Below are 18,094 nucleotides of genomic sequence, written 5' to 3'. Positions count from 1 at the left end.
GAGAATGAACGTGCGTCATAAAGCAAAATCGCTCCTGTCATCCATCGCAGCCATCGCTCTGGCAGGTACTGCCGTGATCGCGGGCTTGGGTCTGGATCCGTCCAGCGGCCGGTTTGTATCCGCCGCGCAGGCATCTGAAAGCGTCATCAAGATCAAACAAACCGGTCCCGGTGTCAGCAAGCGGGTCAAGCTGGGTCTGAACAAGGCCATCGTGATTGATCTGCCCACCGATGCTCACGATATCCTGGTCGCCGATCCCAGCCTTGCCGATGCGGTTACCCGCACCTCGCGCCGGCTTTACCTGTTCGGCAAGACGGTCGGCCAGACCAATATCTTCATTTTCGGCCCAAGCGGCGAAGAGATCGTCGCCATCGATCTTGAAATCGAGCGCGACGTGTCCGGCCTTCAGGCCCATCTCGCCCGGTTCCTTCCCGATTCGGACATCAAGGTTGAAATCATTTCCGACAACATTGTCCTTACCGGTTCGGTGCGCACTCCGCAGGATGCGGCTCAGGCAGCCAGGCTGGCTGAAATATTCCTCACCGGCGGTGAAGCAACGACACGGGTGACCACGGCGACCAGCGAAGGCGGCGATGCCGCGATCAGCGCCGAGGACCGCCAGAAATCCCAGATTGTCAATTTGCTCAAGATTGATGGCGAAGACCAGGTGACCCTCAAGGTCACCATTGCTGAAGTCAGCCGGCAGGTGCTCAAGCAGCTTGGATTCAATTCGAGCATCACCGGAAGCTCGGCGTCATTCGTTAATTCCAATCCGGCCAATCTCGGGACCCTGTCGACAGGCCTGAACTATGCTTCGCTGGCCAAGACCATTGGCGGGGCCAGCATCAGCGGCTACGTCAATGCAATGGAACAGGCAGGCGTGATGCGCACCCTGGCCGAACCCAGCCTGACGGCCATTTCCGGGGAAAGCGCAAAGTTCTACGTCGGTGGCGAATTTCAGCTCCGCGATCAGGTCACGGTCGATGAGGATACCGGCAAGGTAACATATACCGATCGCGAGGTTGAGTATGGCATACGCTTGAACTTCACGCCGGTTGTGCTGTCGCCCGGGCGCATATCACTCAAAGTGCTCACCGAAGTGTCGGAGCCGACATTCGAAGGGTCAACGTCGGTTCAAGGCGCTGGCGGCAGTCCGGGAATGACCCGCCTCTCCATCAAGCGACGTGAAGCGGAAACCGCGGTCGAGCTACCTTCCGGCGGATCGATTGTGCTTGCCGGTCTGATCAAGGATGACGTTCGCCAGGCGATGTCGGGCTATCCGGGACTGTCCAAGGTCCCGATTTTCGGAACGCTTTTCCGCAGCCGTGATTTCGTCCGCAATGAAACCGAACTGGTCATCATTGCCACCCCCTACATTGTCAAGCCGGTTGCCCGTAACGAACTCGCTCGGCCGGACGACAATTTCAATGCGGCCGGTGACGGCGCTGGCTTCTTTCTGGGCAAGGTGAACCGCGTCTATGGCCGGATGGAAACCAAGCTGCCACCCGGTCGATATCACGGCGTCGTCGGCTTCATCTACAAATGATCAGGAATCTAACAATGTCGAGCAAGATCCCAGTTCCCGCAAATCCTGATCTTTATCCGTTCAGGGCTGCAGTTGCCCCTCTGCTGATTGCTGTCTCGCTGCTGTCTGGTTGCGCGGGCTGGCCCGGCCGCAGCGTTACCGTGGGTGCCGTTCCGGATGACTACCGCACCAATCATCCCATCATCGTGGCGGAAAAGGAGCGCACCGTCGACCTTCCGGTCTCGACCGGTGACCGCAAACTCACCATTTCGATGCGGGAAACCGTTCGCGGTGCGGCAAATAACTATCAGTCAAGCGCATCCGGCGTCATCCGCATCATGGTTCCCGTAGGCTCCGCCAATGCCGGCGCGGCGTCGGTGCTCTCAAGCCAGGTTGCCGATGTGCTGCGCGAGGAAGGCATTCCCGGCGATCGCATTCTTTCCTCGCCCTATCATGTGTCCTCGCCGAATGACGCGGCGCCGATCCGCATCGCATTCATGGCCATTACAGCGTCCACCAATGAGTGCGGCCGCTGGCCCGAAGACGTGCTCGCCAACTCAACGGAAAACAAGCATTACGCCAACTTCGGTTGCGCGACGCAGAACAATCTGGCCGCGCAGATCGCCAATCCCGGAGACCTTATTGCGCCGCGAGGCATGACATCGATCGACGCAGAGCGGCGCTCGGCGGTGATCGAGACTTATAGAGCAAGCGGCGCGGGCCTTGTAGGCGAATGAGCCCAATGACCCGCCACGCGCCCTTTGAAGCAGGACAACGTCAATGACCAACCTTGATTACGAGATTGAACAGGAAAAGCAGCCCGAGCAGGGAGATCCGGCCCCCGAGCGCGGCGATTTTGATCGAATCCGCCCGCTGCCCCGAATCTCGGTACATGCCTTCGTCGAATCGGAGGGCTTGGCAAAGACCATGGAGCGCTGTTCCCAGGACAGGCGCATGGCCAAGGTCAATCTGCGGATCAATTCCGGCGGGGTTTCAGCCGCCGCCAATATGTTCGCAGGCTCACCGACCCCCAATCTGCTTATTCTCGAAACCCGAGCCGACGCACAGACATTGCTCGAAGAGCTCGGCGATCTTGCCGGTGTGTGTGACCCGGATACCAGAGTGGTGGTGGTTGGCCACGTCAATGACGTCTCCCTGTACCGCGAACTGGTCCGCAATGGTGTGTCGGAATATATCGTCGCGCCGGTTTCGATGGCCGATGTGATCGGGGTGATTTCCACCATCTTCGTCGATCCCGACGCCGCACCGCTCGGACGTTCGATCGTCTTTGTCGGTGCCAAAGGCGGTGTCGGCTCGTCTACACTTGCGCACAATTGCGCGTGGAGTATTTCGAGCCTGTTCTCCAGCGAAGTCATTCTGGCCGATCTCGATCTTGCGTTTGGAACGGCAAACCTGAATTTCGACAACGATCCGACACAAGGCATTGCCGAAGCGGTTTTCTCACCCGATCGTCTGGATGAAGTCTTCCTGGACCGGTTGCTGACCAAATGCTCGGAACACTTGTCCATGCTCGCCGCGCCGTCGATGCTGGACCGGACCTACGATTTCGCCGGCGACGTGTTTCTCCCGATCATGGACATCATTCAGCGCAATGCGCCGGTTTCGGTGATCGATTTGCCGCATGTGTGGACCGACTGGAGCCGGAAGGTGCTTTGCGCGGCAGACGAGATTGTCGTGACCGCGACCCCGGATCTCGCCAATTTGCGCAATACCAAGAACCTGTTCGATACGCTGCGCAAACTGCGGCCCAATGATCGTCAGCCATTGCTGGTCCTTAACCAGGTCGGAATGGCCAAGCGTCCGGAAATCGCTCCTGACGTGTTTTGCGATCCGCTTGAAATCGAACCCCTTGCCATCATTCCCTTCGATGCGACGCTGTTTGGCGAAGCGGCCAATTCCGGTCTCATGATTGGCGAATCCTCGGCCAAATCGCCGGTCGCCGAATCGCTGTCTCAAATCGCCCATGTCGTCACCGGCAGAGCCGAAGTGAAAAAGCGGAAGAAAGCCGGATTGTCGTCTCTGATGGGCCTGCTGGGTCGCAAGTAAACTGTAAGTCTGGAGTGGAACACAACATGTTCGGCAAACGCAGCAACGATGGATCAGGCAAGCCGCCGGCCGCCCCGGTGGCCAGACCTCTCGTCCATGCCGAAACCCGGGATGCTTCCGCGCCGGAACCCAAGGTGTCAGCGCCGGCCGCCGCCCCGGTGGCCGCGCCGCCTGCTGCCAAATCCGCGCCACAGGCCGCCCCGCGCCGGGAGGAGCCGCCGGCCAAACGCAAATCGTCCCGCAATGAAGCCTATTACGATACCAAGAGTCAGGTTTTCTCGGCTCTGATTGACACCATCGACCTTTCGCAACTGGCCAAGCTTGACGCCGAAAGCGCCCGCGAGGAAATTCGCGATATCGTCAATGATATCATCACGATCAAGAATTTCGCATTGTCGATCGCCGAGCAGGAAGAGCTGCTTGACGATATCTGCAACGATGTCCTGGGCTACGGCCCGCTGGAGCCGTTGCTGGCACGTGACGACATCGCCGACATCATGGTCAATGGCGCCGGCAAGACCTACATCGAAGTCTCCGGCAAGGTGCAGGAAACCGATGTCCGTTTCCGCGACAACAGCCAGCTGTTGTCGATTTGTCAGCGTATCGTCAGTCAGGTCGGCCGCCGCGTCGATGAATCAAGTCCGATCTGCGATGCCCGCCTTCCCGACGGTTCACGTGTCAACGTGATTGCTCCACCCCTGGCGATTGACGGCACAGCGCTGACCATTCGTAAATTCAAGAAGGACAAGCTGACGCTCGATCAGCTGGTCAAGTTCGGCGCGATAACTCCCGAGGGCGCTGCGGTGCTGCAGATCATCGGACGGGTGCGCTGCAACGTGGTGATTTCAGGCGGTACCGGCTCCGGCAAGACCACGCTGCTGAACTGTCTGACGGCCTATATCGACACTGACGAGCGGGTGATCACCTGCGAAGACTCCGCCGAGCTTCAGCTGCAGCAGCCACATGTGGTGCGGCTTGAAACGCGTCCGCCCAACATCGAGGGTGAGGGCGAAATCACCATGCGCGACCTGGTCAAGAACTGCCTTCGCATGCGCCCCGAGCGAATCATCGTCGGTGAGGTGCGCGGACCTGAGGTGTTTGACCTCTTGCAGGCCATGAACACCGGCCATGACGGTTCAATGGGCACCATCCACGCCAACAGTCCGCGTGAGTGTCTGAGCCGCATGGAATCCATGATTGCCATGGGCGGGTTTACCCTGCCGGCCAAGACGGTGCGCGAAATCATCTCCGGTTCGGTGGATGTGGTCATTCAGGCGGCCCGTCTGCGTGACGGCTCGCGCCGCATCACCCACATTACCGAAGTCATCGGCATGGAAGGTGACGTGATCATCACCCAGGATCTGATGAAATATGACATGACCGGCGAAGATGCCAACGGCAACATCATCGGCCAACACCGCTCCACCGGTATCGGCAGACCGCATTTCTGGGATCGTGCCCGCTACTACGGTGAGGACAAGCGTCTGGCCGCGTCGCTCGACGCCATGGAAAAAATGACCTCGTAAGGAGAAAACCGCGTGTTTGGTGTGGATACAGTCGTACTTGCCATCATCGGCCTGGCTGCGCTTTCAGCCGGCGCGCTGGGGTATGGCGTACTCTACAGCCGGATCGAGGTCGATCGAAAGGCGGAAAGCCGCGTCAAGCGGGTCAAGGCGGCTGAAACCGACCGGTCCAAGGCAACGGCGGCGCGCGACAGGCTCACCGAAGTCAACAAGCGGCGCAAATCCGTTCAGGAATCCCTGAAGACGCTGGAAGAGAAACACAAGGAAAATGACCGGCGCAAGTCGCCCCCGCTGAAGGACAGGATCGCCCAGGCCGGCTTGGGCATTTCAGTCAGGCAGTTTTATATTTTCTCCCTGTGTCTCGGCCTGATTGCCGGCCTCATGGCCTTTGTCGCCTATGGCAGCCTCTTTGTTGCCGGCGGTGTGATGGTCATTTGTGGAGCGGGTCTGCCGCGCTGGATCATCGGCTTCCTGCGCAGCCGCCGGATGAAAGCGTTCCTTGGCGAGTTTCCCAACGCGCTTGATATCATGGTCAGGTCCATCAAATCAGGCCTGCCGCTGAACGACGCAATCCGGATGATCGCGGCGGAAGGGCAGGAACCGGTCCGTACCGAGTTCAAACGCATAGTCGAAGCCCAGCAGATGGGATTGAACGTTCCTGATGCCTGTGCGCGGCTTTACAGCCGCATCCCGCTGTCGGAGGCAAATTTTTTCGCTATCGTGATTGCCATTCAGGCTCAGGCCGGCGGTAACCTCTCCGAAGCGCTTGGCAATCTGTCCAAGGTGTTGCGTGAACGCAAGAAAATGAAGGGCAAGATCAATGCGATGTCGATGGAGGCCAAGGCCTCCGCGGCCATCATTGGAGCTCTGCCTTTCATTGTGGCGACGCTGGTCTATCTCACCTCGCCCGAATACATCACGATTCTCTTCACCGACAGCCGCGGCCATCTCATTCTCGGTGCTTCGGCGATCTGGATGTCTATCGGCATCATGGTGATGCGCAACATGATCAATTTCGACATTTAGGGACGGATCAACCATGTTATCTGATATCGCGTCTTCCCTCACTGATCCGGCGTATCTGGTTCCCATCCTGGTGTCGGTGGCGGTCTTCGCCACATTGTTCACCCTCATGGCGCCCTATTTCGAACGCGGCGACCTCGACGCACGCATGAAATCTGCCGCCCTTGAACGCGATGAAATCCGCGCCAGGGAGCGCGCCCGCCTCAACGCCGAACAGGCGCGCGCCAGTGAAAAGAGCGCCGGCTTGCGGTCCCACAACAATGCCTCCGTGCGCGGTATCGTCGAGCAGCTCAATTTGAAAAACGCGTTGGCTGACGATGCCACCATCGCCAAGCTTCGTGCCGCCGGTTACCGCACCCAGAACGCGCTCAACATGTTCCTGTTGGCGCGGTTCGTCCTGCCGTTCATCTTTCTCTCCGGCTCCATCGTTTACGTCTTCGTGCTCGAGAACCTGACCGACAAGCCGTTTACCGTACGCATGCTGGCTTGCATTGTCGGGGCCTATATCGGGTTTTACACACCCAACCTGTTTGTTTCCAATCAGTCCAAGAAACGTCAGGCATCGATCAGGCTGGCCTGGCCCGACGCCCTTGATCTTATGTTGATTTGTGTTGAATCGGGTGTCTCCATCGAGGCCGCGATGAAGCGGGTGGCCGAGGAAATCGCCGTACAGTCACCCGCGCTGGCCGAGGAGTTCGTGCTGACAACTGCTGAACTGTCCTATCTTCAGGATCGTCGCGTGGCGTTTGAAAACCTGGGCAGCAGAACCGGCCTGGACGCCGTGAAATCGGTGACCCAGGCGTTGATTCAATCGGAACGCTACGGCACCCCCATAGCACAGGCGTTGCGCGTTCTTGCCCAGGAAAGCCGCGATCAACGCATGACGGAAGCTGAGAAAAAGGCTGCTGCGCTGCCGCCGAAACTGACTGTCCCGATGATCCTGTTCTTTCTGCCGGTGCTTATCGGCGTGATCCTCGGGCCGGCGGCGATCCAGGTCATGGACAATTTCTCCGGCGGCGTGCCGAAATAAATATATCAGACGCGAATTCGCCACGCTCTTCAGGCTTCATTTTGGCAAAAGCCCAAGTGAAGCCTGCCTTGCAGGCATTCGCCGGCACAGTCTTACGATTTTTGTGTTGGGTTGAGGAATTGCGGAGCCGGGTGCTTTCCCCGCGAAGGCTTTGGTTCTGGTCCCGGGCTCTGAGCGCAAATCAGCTCGGCGCCGATTGTTCTCTCTGGCTGGAAGCGCCGGAATTGGCGCCGGTCAGATATCCCATGAAGGAAAGCAGCCCGGCGCGGTTTTCGTCATGAGAGTAAAACGCCCGGAACCGGGGGGAACGCGCCGGCAGGGCTCAATTGGTGTTTTTGCGATCCGAATCCTTGAGCTTGTTCCAGGCGTTTTGCTGGGTCAGCATGGCTCGCAGGTAGGTCACATTGGCGCCTGCCTGTTCGGCGGAAATTTCGGCGCTGGCTATTTTCTCGGCCTCGGCGAAGCGGCCCTGAAGGCCAACGACAAGTGCCAGGTTCTGGCGAACACGACTGTCCGCGCCCGGCTGCCGAACGGCGGAGGCGAGATAGGATTCAGCTGTCTTCAGGTCGCCCTGAAGCACGTAGGACATGCCGAGATTGGACAGGATAGAGGGTTCATTGGGCTGCAGGTCGAGCGCCTTGCGGTAGCGTGCGCGCGCCGTGGCGGGGTCGCCCATCTGGTCGTGGATGGCTCCTTCGGCGGACAGCAGCTGCCAGTCCGGACGATCCGGGGTCTGCGCCCGCTGGATTGCATCGAGCGCCTTGTCGAACTGGCCTGCACCTGCCAGCGCCTTGCCATAGGCCGCGAGCACCGTTCGATCGGTGGGGTTGTGGATTGCCACCTGCTGCATCACGGCCAATGCCTGTTCCGCGCGGCCGCCCATGGTCAGGACGGACGCGTATTTCATTCCCACTGCTGCGTCTTTGGGGTTCTTGTCATAGGCTCTGCCGATGCTGTTGGCAGCGGAATGCAGTTCAGTCGTGTTCATGCGCTCAAGCGGCTTGTTCATCGCCGGAATTGATCCGGTGGTGAGCCGGCTCTTGGACGCGCACCCCGCGAGCGAAAGCCCGAGGGCGGCGATACAAGCCGCGCCGAGCAGCTGTCGTGAGAGAGTTGGGCGTGTTTGGGTCGCTGACATAGGCCTGATCCCGATAAGTGTGTGTCGTGGCGTCCGGCACGGATGGCGCCACAGTCTTCGCTCAAGCAATAATCTGTTAACCCTAATCAAGAGTTAACGACTGATTCCCGGTTTGCCGGCCGCGGAGGATCCAAGGAGAACCAATGTCACCCTACAGCCATACCAATCGCCCCTCCCCCTTTGCCGCGATGTCGAGCCAGAGTCTGCCCGTATGGGCCGTGTCCAGGGCGGATATTGACAGCGGAAATATTGACAAGACTGCGCTTGCTTGGGCGAGATCAGCCGGTTTCACGGCTGCGGAAGGGACCGTGCTGCTCGCGCCTGATCGCGACGGCAAGCTGGCAGGAGCGTTGTTCGGTCTTGGTGATGAGGCTGAATGCCATCCTTTCATTGGCGGCAAGCTCGCGCGCGTCCTGCCAAAGGGTGATTGGCATATAGAAACCTCGCCGATATCCGGATCGGTCATGGCACTGGCCTTTGGCATGGGGGCCTACCGGTTCGAAAGCTACCGCAAACAGACACCGGAAGGACCGCGCCTGGCAATTCCTGCGGATGCGGATGCTGACGCCATCAGACGCACGGTCGCGGCTGTTGGGCTTGCACGAGATCTGGTCAACACGCCGGCCAACGACATGGGGCCGGAAGCGCTGGAGGCGGCTTTGCGGGGATTGGCCGAGCATTACAAGGCTGAGGTCAGCGCCATTGTGGGTGACGACCTGATCTCCGGAGGCTTCCCCATGATCCATGCGGTTGGCCGCGCAGCAGAGCAGGCGCCGCGCCTGCTTGAGTTGCGCTGGGGAAAGACGGGTGAGCCGAAATTGACCCTGGTTGGCAAGGGCGTCTGTTTCGACACCGGCGGGCTCGACATCAAGCCAGCCAGCTCGATGCTGAACATGAAAAAGGACATGGGCGGCGCCGCCAACGTCATGGCGCTGGCGTTGATGATCATGGATGCCAAGCTGCCCGTCGACCTGCGTGTGCTGATCCCGGCGGTTGAAAATTCCATCTCGGCGTCCGCGTTCCGGCCCGGAGATGTGCTGACCAGCCGCAAAGGGTTGACCGTCCAGATCGACAACACCGACGCCGAGGGCCGGCTGGTTCTGGCCGATGCGCTGACCTATGCCTGTGAGGACAATCCGGACCTGCTTGTTGACATGGCGACACTGACCGGTGCCGCGCGGGTGGCGCTCGGCCCCGATTTGCCGCCGTTTTACACCGATGACGAAGCACTGGCCGCAGATCTGGCGATGGCGTCGAATGCGGTTGTCGACCCACTTTGGCGGATGCCGCTCTACAAGCCCTATGAAGCCGATGTCAAAGCCAGAATCGCCGACCTGACAAACGCCCCCTCGGGCGGCTTTGCCGGGTCGATCACCGCGGCGCTGTTTCTCAAACGCTTTGTGACGGCGCAAACCAGCTGGGCCCATTTCGATATCTTCGCCTGGTCGCCCAAAGACAAGCCGCACGCGCCGGTCGGCGGCGAAGCGCAGGGGATACGGGCCTTGTTTGATGTGATCAGCAAAAGGCACCCTGCCTGACAAAGCAGGCGGCTTGCGCCGCTCCGTTGTTTCGGTCAATGTAAAACGGAACCGAAACGACAAGGCGTGAGCGATGCCTCTTGACCTCCGGCCATCCGACGCGCTCGGATTGTGGCATGCCGCCACGCTCGAACATGTTCGTGTCATCGGGCCGGACCTGACCATCAGGCAGTTGGCGATCCTGTTGCACATATATCTCGCGCCTCCGCCGCACACTGTGCGCGGGCTCGCCGCCACGCTCGGCGTGACCAAGCCAGTGATCACCAGGGCGCTGGATACGATGGGACATATGGGATTGGTTCGCCGGGTGCGCGATGACCGTGACCGGCGTAACGTCATCATCAAGCGCACGGTTGAAGGCGCGCTTTTTGTCGAGAAAATCGGTGACATCATCATCGCCGAAGGGCGGAAACTGTCGTCAGCGGAGGGAACCTAGCATGACCGCGACTCTGGACCGCCGATCCCATGCCTACCGGCCGGATCTTGCCGATATCCGGCTCAAGGGGCAGGTGACGGCCGACCGCTACATCGAAGGCGCGCTGGCACATGTGAGCGTTCCTGTGGTGCATGTCAGCGCCAGGCCCGAGTCCGAATCAGGGATCGACACCCAGGCGCTATTTGGCGAGACAGTGAGAGTTTTTGACAGGTCTGACGGCTGGGCGTGGGTGCAGATGGAAGCCGACGGTTACGTGGGATATGTCCGCGAGGACGCCCTCGGGGAGGGTGCCAATTCCGCCACCCATATTGTCTCGGTGCCACGCAGTTTTGTCTATCCGGGTCCGGATCTGCGGTTCCCGTACACCGCCACCTTGTCGATGGGCAGCCTGGTGAAGGTAGCCGGAGCGGCTGAAACCAGAGGCACGGCATATGCGATTCTGGAAGATGGCACGGCGATGATTGCCGCGCATTTGCGGCCGGTCGGGGTGGCCGCCGCTGAAGACGCGGTGGCCGTCGCCACCAGGTTTCTCAACACTCCCTATCTGTGGGGCGGGCGCTCCGGTTTCGGTATTGATTGCTCGGGTCTGGTCCAGATGGCGCTGACCATGACCGGGAAACCGGCGCCGCGCGATTCAGACCAGCAGGCCGCAGGTCTGGGTGTCGAAATTGATCCCTCTCGCGATGGCTTGCAACGCGGTGATCTGGTGTTCTGGAAAGGCCATGTCGGTTTCCTGGAAGACGAGCATACGCTTTTGCACGCTTCGGGCGGAACCATGTATGTGACGCGCGAGCCGCTGCAGGAGGCGATAGACCGCATAGCCAAGCTCTACGGTATGCCAACTGCCTATCGACGTCCCTAAACCGGCTTAGTAACCGGCTTTTCGGTCAACCAGATTGATCAGCGGTTCCCCGCGTTCATAGGCATCCATCTGGCGCGCCATCGGCTCGATCAGCGAGTGCGGCATTGATGCGGCGGCTGCATGCGGTGTGATCGTCACCTTCGGATGGGTCCAGAATGGGCTTTCGGGATCAAGCGGTTCCTGCTGAAACACATCCAGCGTCACCGCCGAAAGCAGTCCCTCATCCAGCGCTGCGAGAATGTCTGCCTCGTTCTGCAATCCGCCGCGTCCGGCATTGATCAGCACAGGAGCACCGAGCGGGCCACGCTTGCTCATGCGCGTGAAAAGATCACGGTTGAGGATTTCGCGTGTTTCGGGCGTCAGGGGCAGTAACACCACGAAAATGTCGGCAGATGCCAGGAATGCACCGAGCCCATCCTCGCCCGCATGGCAGCTGACGCCTTCGACCTGCTTTTGCGTCCGCGACCATCCCGATACGCTAAAGCCCATGATGCGAAGCTTGGACGCCGCATCACGGCCCAGTTCACCCAGACCCATGATGCCCACGGTAATGTCGCTGGCAGCTTTCTGATTTTGATCTTCCTCCCAGATCCGGTCCGCCTGTTGTGCGCGGTAGCGCGGGCCGAGGCGGTGATGATCGAGCACCTGCCAGACGACGTATTCGCTCATTCGTGTGGTCAGATCTGGAGATACTACGCGCACGATCGGCACATCCGGCAGGCTGGTGTCGGCAAAGACATGATCAACCCCGGCGCCGAGCGAGAAGATAGCCTTGAGATTCGGCAGCTTTGACAGCAGGCCGGGACGTTGCTTCCAGACCACCGCGTAATGGATGCCTGGATCCGCCTCACCCTCCGGCTCAAGTGCCACCGGGCGATTCGGAGCGGCCTTGCCGAACTCGTTGATCCAGACCTCGGGTTCCCAGCCGGTGAGTGCAAGCAGCACGCGTCCTTTGCCGTTACTGTCTGTCATGTACCCGCCTATTCGCTGACCACGGCGCTGTCTGCGGCTTCCAGGTTGAATGCCGCGGCCATCAGCGCTTTGGTATAGTCCGTTTCGGGATGATCGAAAATCTTGTCGGCGGTGCCCTGCTCAACCACTTTGCCCGCCCGCATGACGATGACATCATTGGCCAGCGCTCGCACCACCTTCAGATCGTGGCTGATGAACAGATAGGCCAGATTGTGCCGCGCCTGCAGCTCCCGCAACAGGTCGACCACCTGCGCCTGAACGCTCATGTCCAGGGCCGAGGTCGGCTCGTCGAGCATGACGAAGCGCGGCTTGAGCACCATCGCCCGCGCGATCGCCACGCGCTGGCGCTGACCGCCGGAAAATTCGTGCGGGTAGCGCCAGCGGGTGGCGGCGTCGAGCCCCACTTCCTCCAGCGCCCCGGCAACACGGCTGTCGCGCTCGCGCGCGGAAAGATCAGGCGCATGAATGGCAAGTCCCTCGCCGACAATATCGGCGATCGACATGCGCGGGCTCAACGATCCGAACGGATCCTGGAACACCACCTGCATCGCACTTCTGAGCGGTCGCATCTCCTTGAAGGACCGGGCATGCAGGGGCTGGTCTTCGAAAAAGATTTCGCCTTCGCTGCGAATGAGCCGCATCAGCGCAAGCCCGAGCGTTGTCTTTCCCGACCCTGACTCTCCGACAACGCCCAACGTTTGTCCGGCTTTCAGCTTGAGCGACAGACCGTCCACCGCCTTGACGTGGTCGACAGTGCGTCTGAGAAAACCCTGCTTGACCGGAAACCAGACCTTGATGTCCTGGGCGCGCATCACATCATGCGCTGCCGGTTTGCGCTTGGGCGGTTCGCCCTTGGGCTCAGCGGCAAGAAGATGCCTGGTGTAGGCATGCTGCGGATTGGCGAAGATTTCGCGTGTCGGGCCGGTTTCGACGATTTTGCCGTCTGTCATCACGCAGACCCGGTCGGCGAATTTGCGCACGATGCCCAGATCATGGGTGATGAACAGCATCGCCATGCCATGCTGATGCTTGAGATCGCGCAACAGTTCCAGGATCTGCGCCTGCACGGTGACATCAAGTGCGGTTGTCGGTTCGTCGGCGATCAGCAGTTCAGGCCGGTTGGCCAGCGCCATGGCGATCATCACCCGTTGCCGTTGGCCGCCGGACAATTGGTGCGGATAAGACGCCAGCCGTGTTTCGGGATCTCGGATGCCGACCTGGGTGAGCAGTTCCAGCACCTGCCGGCGGGCTTCGTCCGGCTTGATCACCTGGTGCAGATGCAGAATCTCCGCAATCTGCTTTTCCACCGATTGCAGCGGATTGAGCGAGGTCATCGGCTCCTGGAAGATCATGGTGATGTCGTTGCCGCGCACATCCCTTATGTGAGACTCCGGCGCGCAGAGCAGATCCTGCCCCTTGAACAGGATTTCGCCGGACGGGTGGCTTGCCGACGGGTATGGCAGCAGCTTGAGCACGGAAAGCGCGGAAACCGATTTGCCGGAGCCGGATTCGCCCACCAGCGCCACCGTCTCGCCGCGCCGGATCTCAAACGAGATATGGTCGACAGCCGTGTGGCTTTCGCCGCCCTGATGAAACGCCACCGAAAGATCGCGCACCGACAACAGCACATCATCGCTTTTCGTCTTTGCGCCGCTCATCGAAATGTCTTTCGCGGATCGAAGGCATCACGGGTCGCTTCGCCGATGAAGATCAGCAAGGAAAGCATGATCGAGATGGTGAAGAATGCTGTCAGCCCCAGCCATGGCGCCTGCAGGTTGCGCTTGCCCTGCGCGATCAGTTCACCCAGCGAAGCCGAGCCCGGCGGCAGGCCGAAGCCGAGGAAGTCGAGCGAGGTCAGTGTGGTGATCGACCCCGACAGGATGAACGGCAGGAAGGTCAGCGTCGCCACCATGGCGTTGGGCAGAAGATGCCGGAACATGATGGTGCCATTGCCGACGCCCAGCGCCCGGGCGGCGTTGACATACTCGAAATTGCGCGCGCGCAGAAACTCGGCCCTGACGATGCCGACAAACGACACCCAGGAAAACAGCAGCATGATTCCAAGCAGGATCCAGAAGCCTGGCGGCAGCACTGCGGCGATGATCAGCAGGATGTAGAGCACTGGCATCGACGACCAGATCTCGATGAAGCGCTGCATCAACAAATCGGTCCAGCCGCCGAAATAGCCCTGGACCGCGCCCGCGGCAATGCCGATCACGGCAGAGAAAATGGTCAGGGTCAGCCCGAAAAGAACCGATATCCGGAACCCGTAGATCATCCGCGCGGTCACGTCGCGGGCCTGATCGTCGGTGCCGAGCCAGTTCATGTTGCCAAGCGTACATCCCGGATCCTCGTCCTTCATCGGATAGGCGGAGCAGCGGGTCTCCTTGTCCAGCATCCAGAATGGAGCCGTCGGCGCCGAGTGCGGGATATAGGAATTGGCGGTGGTGTAGGAGTAGCGGATCGGCGGCCAGATCAGCCAGCCGTTTGCCTTGATCTCGTCCTGGATGAACGGATCGCGGTAATCGGTACGGGCCAGGAACCCGCCGAATTTCTCCTCCGGATAATCAACCAGCACCGGGTAGAGGATCTCGCCCTTGTAGGAGGCCAGGATGGGTCGGTCATTGGCAATGAACTCGGCCAGCAGGCTGGCGATGAAAAGGAACAGGAAAATCCACAGTGACCAGTAGCCGCGCCGGTTCGCCTTGAAATTGGCCCAGCGTCGCTTGTTGGTCGGCGACAGCCAGCCTTTCGGCCTGCCGTTCGCATCATAGGCCGGCGAGAGTGTGGAAGCCGCGGTGCTCATCCGACATCCCTCTTTTCAAAGTCGATGCGCGGATCGACCCAGGTGTAAACCAGGTCGGAGATCAGTCCCACCACCAGTCCCATCAGTGAAAAGATGAACAGCGTGGCAAACACCACCGGGTAATCCCGCTTGATCACCGATTCGAAACCGAGCCGGCCCAGACCGTCGAGCGAGAAAATCGTCTCGATCAGCAGCGACCCGGAAAAGAAGGCTGAAATGAATGCACCGGGAAAGCCGGCAATGATGATCAGCATCGCATTGCGGAACACATGCCGGTAGAGCACCTGGCTTTCCGTCAATCCCTTGGCCCGTGCGGTGGTGACATATTGCTTGCGGATTTCGTCGATGAACGAATTCTTGGTCAGCAGCGTCGTGGTGGCGAAGGCGGCGAGTGAAAGCGCGATCAGCGGCAGCGCCAGATGCCAGAAATAGTCGACGATCTTTCCAAACAGGCTCAGTTCGGCGAAATTGTCCGAGGTCAGTCCGCGCAAGGGAAACCAGTCAAAGAACGATCCCCCGGCAAACATCACGATCAACAGGATGCCGACCAGAAAACCCGGCACCGCATAGGCGATGATGATGAGACCGGATGTCCACACATCGAACCGCGAGCCGTCCGACACCGCCTTCTTGATCCCCAGCGGTATCGAGATGATGTAGGACAACAGCAGGATCCAGACGCCGAGCGAGATCGAGACCGGCATTTTCTCCGCGATCAGGTCGATCACATCGATGCTGCGGAAATAACTCTCTCCGAAATCAAAACGGATATAGTTCCACATCATCAGACCGAAGCGTTCGAGCGGCGGCTTGTCGAAGCCGAACTGGGCTTCCAGCTTGGCGATGAATTCCGGATCGAGTCCCTGCGCACCGCGATATTGCGACGAGACGGAATCGCCAAAATCCTGCTGGGCGCTGCCAACCGTGTCACCGCCGCCGGCAATCCGGTCGATTGCCGAATCGCCCTGACCGGTCAACTGCGCGATGACCTGCTCCACCGGTCCGCCCGGAGCAAACTGGATCACCGCAAACGAAATCGCCATGATGCCGATGATGGTCGGGATCATCAAAAGCAGACGACGGAAAATATAGACGCCCATCAGGCTTCAATCCGCTTGTTCTTGGCGATTTGGCCGCCTTCGGTCCGTGATGATGTAGTCAATCTCAAATCCTTCAAGCCGGAAAAACCAGCTTCCGGCTGATTCGCCCGTCCTTCATACAGAATCGAATGTCGATGATGGTGCAAGGTCGAAATAGCGTCATTGAGCCGCGTTCATCCACCATATTTCCGGGAATCCAAGCCCGTAATACGGCAGTTCCCCGGGACGTGCGAGTGTGCTGCGGTAGGCCACCTTGACGGCATTGCTGTAAAACAGCGGGACCACGTAGTGATGGGCCAGAAGCACCCGGTCGAGGGCCCGAACTGCGGCTACCTGTTCCTCGCGGTCCTGCGCGAAGATCACCATCCTGATCAATTCGTCGATCGCCGGATCCGCTATGCCCGCGTAATTCCTTGATCCTTCGCGTTCTACCGAGTCCGAACCCCAGTAGCCTGCCTGCTCGTTGCCCGGGTTCAGCGATTGCGCCCATACCGCCCAGATCATGTCGTAGTCGAAGCTTCGCACCCGGTTGGTGTATTGCGAGGCATCGACGGTACGGATCCTTGCGGCGACGCCGATTTTCTTCAGGCTGCTGACATAGGGCAGCACCGACCGTTCGAATGAAGGACTGGAAAGCAGGATCTCGATCTCGAACGGTGCGCCTGTGCGGGAATCGACAAGTTGCGTGCCCTTCAGTTCATAGCCCGCTTCCTTGAACAGGGTCAGGGCCTGCCGCAGGTTGGCACGGGCCTTCTGCGGATCTCCACTGACCGGGTTGGTATAGGAAGTGGTGAACACTTCCGGCGGAACCTTGTCCTTCATCCCCTCGAGGATTTCCTTCTCCCGGCCCTCGGGAAGGCCAGACGAGGCAAGTTCTGTGCCCCAGAAATAGCTGTCGATCCGTTCGAAGGCATCAAAAGCCAGGTTGCGGTTGAGGTCTTCGAAATCGAAGGCGAAATTGAGCGCCTTGCGGACCCGTATATCCTTGAACTTGTCCCGGCGGATATTCGGCACCATGGCTTGCATGATGCCGACAGCGCGGAGCGGATTCTCGATTTCCTCACGCTTGATTTCTCCTGTCTCGACAGCGGGGAAATCATAGGCGGTGACCCATTTGCTGGCGGAATTTTCCTGCCGGAAATCGATTTTGCCTGCACGGAAGGCTTCGAACTCGACATTGGCGTCGGTGAAATAGGCATACTCGATCCCGCCGAAATTGTTATGCCCGACATTGACGTTCAGATCCTTGCCCCAGTAATCCTCGCGCAATTCGTAACGGATCGTCGATCCGGCGGTGAAAGAGGCAATCCGGTACGGTCCGGAGCCCATCACCGGTTCCAGGGTGGTGCGACCGATATCCCTCGTGTTGCCATCCTTGTCCTTTGCCTCCCACCAATGCTTCGGAAAAACCAGGATTTGACCGAGGATCTGCGGCAGTTCGCGGTTGTTGTTCTCGTCAAACACGAACGTCACATCGCGGTCCCCGGTCTTTTCGGCGGAGACCACGTGGGCGTAATAGTTGGCCTGCAGCGGATTGAGTTCCTTGGCCTTGGTGAAGCTGAAGACAACATCCTCCGGTGTCACCGGCTCGCCATCAGCCCATCTTGCTTCCGCACGCAACCGGAACGTGGCCTTTGAAATATCTTCGGGAAAGGAGATGCTTTCGGCGAGCAATCCGTAAGATGTGGAGACCTCGTCTTCGGCCGATTTCATCAGCGTGTCGAACACCAGGGAAAGTCCGGCCACCTGTTCGCCCTTGGTCAGAATAGGGTTGAAACTGTCGAACGTGCCTTCCTCCGACAATCTCAATGTGCCGCCCTTGGGGGCGTCCGGGTTCGCATAGTCAAACCGGGCAAACCCTTCTGGGTATTTCGGTTCCCCAATCATCAATGTGGCATGCCGCCACACGGGTTCCTGCGCCATCAATGCGGAGGCAAACATGATCAATGCGGCAGACGCCATCATGAAACGGGCAATGCGGGTGATCATCGGTGCGGGTCCTCCTGGGAAAAATGGCTTCGGGGGAGAATAGGCCAGTTCCGCCGCACTTGCAGGGCCTGACGCGAAAAACTGC

General features: G+C 59.6%; 15 protein-coding genes. 9 read left to right on the top strand and 6 right to left on the bottom strand.

Going from position 1 to position 18,094, the window contains the following annotated elements:
• The first annotated feature begins 4 nt into the window (after nt 1-4).
• From ABJN75_RS13495 to ABJN75_RS13470, 6 genes are read left to right on the top strand one after another with little or no spacing between them, the layout of a single operon-like run.
• Nucleotides 5-1,546 carry a type II and III secretion system protein family protein gene (locus ABJN75_RS13495; RefSeq protein ID WP_348440107.1) on the top strand — a complete coding sequence of 514 codons (1,542 nt, stop codon included), beginning with the start codon at nt 5-7 and terminating at the stop codon, nt 1,544-1,546.
• Between the two features lie 14 nt (nt 1,547-1,560).
• A complete protein-coding gene (locus ABJN75_RS13490) occupies nt 1,561-2,262 on the top strand; it encodes a CpaD family pilus assembly lipoprotein (protein WP_348440106.1) in 702 nt (233 codons plus the stop codon).
• A 43-nt stretch (nt 2,263-2,305) separates the two neighbouring features.
• Nucleotides 2,306-3,592, top strand: coding sequence for a CpaE family protein (locus ABJN75_RS13485; RefSeq protein WP_348440105.1), 1,287 nt, complete (start codon nt 2,306-2,308; stop codon nt 3,590-3,592).
• Nucleotides 3,593-3,618: 26 nt separating this feature from the next.
• Complete coding sequence (locus ABJN75_RS13480; RefSeq protein WP_348440104.1) at nt 3,619-5,118, top strand: CpaF family protein; 1,500 nt, start codon at nt 3,619-3,621, stop codon at nt 5,116-5,118.
• A gap of 12 nt (nt 5,119-5,130) precedes the next feature.
• Entirely contained in the window at nt 5,131-6,141 is a 1,011-nt protein-coding gene (locus ABJN75_RS13475; protein WP_348440103.1) for a type II secretion system F family protein, read from the top strand.
• Nucleotides 6,142-6,154: 13 nt separating this feature from the next.
• Nucleotides 6,155-7,168, top strand: coding sequence for a type II secretion system F family protein (locus ABJN75_RS13470; RefSeq protein WP_348440102.1), 1,014 nt, complete (start codon nt 6,155-6,157; stop codon nt 7,166-7,168).
• Between the two features lie 322 nt (nt 7,169-7,490).
• Here ABJN75_RS13470 and ABJN75_RS13465 read toward each other — a convergent pair whose 3' ends face one another.
• A complete protein-coding gene (locus ABJN75_RS13465) occupies nt 7,491-8,306 on the bottom strand; it encodes a tetratricopeptide repeat protein (protein ID WP_348440101.1) in 816 nt (271 codons plus the stop codon).
• 143 nt (nt 8,307-8,449) lie between these two features.
• Here ABJN75_RS13465 and ABJN75_RS13460 point away from each other — a divergent pair, with 143 nt between their 5' ends.
• From ABJN75_RS13460 to ABJN75_RS13450, 3 genes are all read left to right on the top strand, one after another.
• Nucleotides 8,450-9,844, top strand: coding sequence for a leucyl aminopeptidase family protein (locus ABJN75_RS13460; RefSeq protein ID WP_348440100.1), 1,395 nt, complete (start codon nt 8,450-8,452; stop codon nt 9,842-9,844).
• A 73-nt stretch (nt 9,845-9,917) separates the two neighbouring features.
• Nucleotides 9,918-10,280 carry a MarR family winged helix-turn-helix transcriptional regulator gene (locus ABJN75_RS13455; RefSeq protein ID WP_348440099.1) on the top strand — a complete coding sequence of 121 codons (363 nt, stop codon included), beginning with the start codon at nt 9,918-9,920 and terminating at the stop codon, nt 10,278-10,280.
• Nucleotide 10,281: 1 nt separating this feature from the next.
• Nucleotides 10,282-11,142, top strand: a complete 861-nt coding sequence (locus tag ABJN75_RS13450) for an NlpC/P60 family protein (RefSeq protein ID WP_348440098.1) — start codon at nt 10,282-10,284, stop codon at nt 11,140-11,142.
• A 6-nt stretch (nt 11,143-11,148) separates the two neighbouring features.
• Here the strand turns inward: ABJN75_RS13450 and ABJN75_RS13445 are convergent, their stop codons facing one another.
• The 5 genes from ABJN75_RS13445 to ABJN75_RS13425 form a co-directional block, all read right to left on the bottom strand.
• Complete coding sequence (locus tag ABJN75_RS13445; protein ID WP_348440097.1) at nt 11,149-12,114, bottom strand: glyoxylate/hydroxypyruvate reductase A; 966 nt, start codon at nt 12,112-12,114, stop codon at nt 11,149-11,151.
• Nucleotides 12,115-12,122: 8 nt separating this feature from the next.
• The gene (locus tag ABJN75_RS13440; RefSeq protein WP_348440096.1) at nt 12,123-13,772 is read right to left on the bottom strand and encodes an ABC transporter ATP-binding protein; all 1,650 of its coding nucleotides are present in this window, start codon (nt 13,770-13,772) and stop codon (nt 12,123-12,125) included.
• On the bottom strand, nt 13,769-14,920 hold the full coding sequence (locus ABJN75_RS13435; RefSeq protein WP_348440095.1) for an ABC transporter permease: 1,152 nt from the start codon (nt 14,918-14,920) through the stop codon (nt 13,769-13,771). Before ABJN75_RS13435 ends, ABJN75_RS13440 begins: the two co-directional genes overlap by 4 nt.
• Nucleotides 14,917-16,020, bottom strand: a complete 1,104-nt coding sequence (locus tag ABJN75_RS13430; RefSeq protein WP_348440094.1) for a microcin C ABC transporter permease YejB — start codon at nt 16,018-16,020, stop codon at nt 14,917-14,919. The genes ABJN75_RS13435 and ABJN75_RS13430 overlap by 4 nt, the downstream gene beginning before the upstream one ends.
• 159 nt (nt 16,021-16,179) lie before the next feature.
• Nucleotides 16,180-17,985, bottom strand: coding sequence for an extracellular solute-binding protein (locus tag ABJN75_RS13425; RefSeq protein ID WP_348440149.1), 1,806 nt, complete (start codon nt 17,983-17,985; stop codon nt 16,180-16,182).
• Nucleotides 17,986-18,094: the final 109 nt, after the last annotated feature.

Source organism: Hoeflea sp. (assembly GCF_039975035.1).
Classification (GTDB): domain Bacteria; phylum Pseudomonadota; class Alphaproteobacteria; order Rhizobiales; family Rhizobiaceae; genus Hoeflea.
This window is presented reverse-complemented; position numbering and strand designations above follow the sequence as displayed.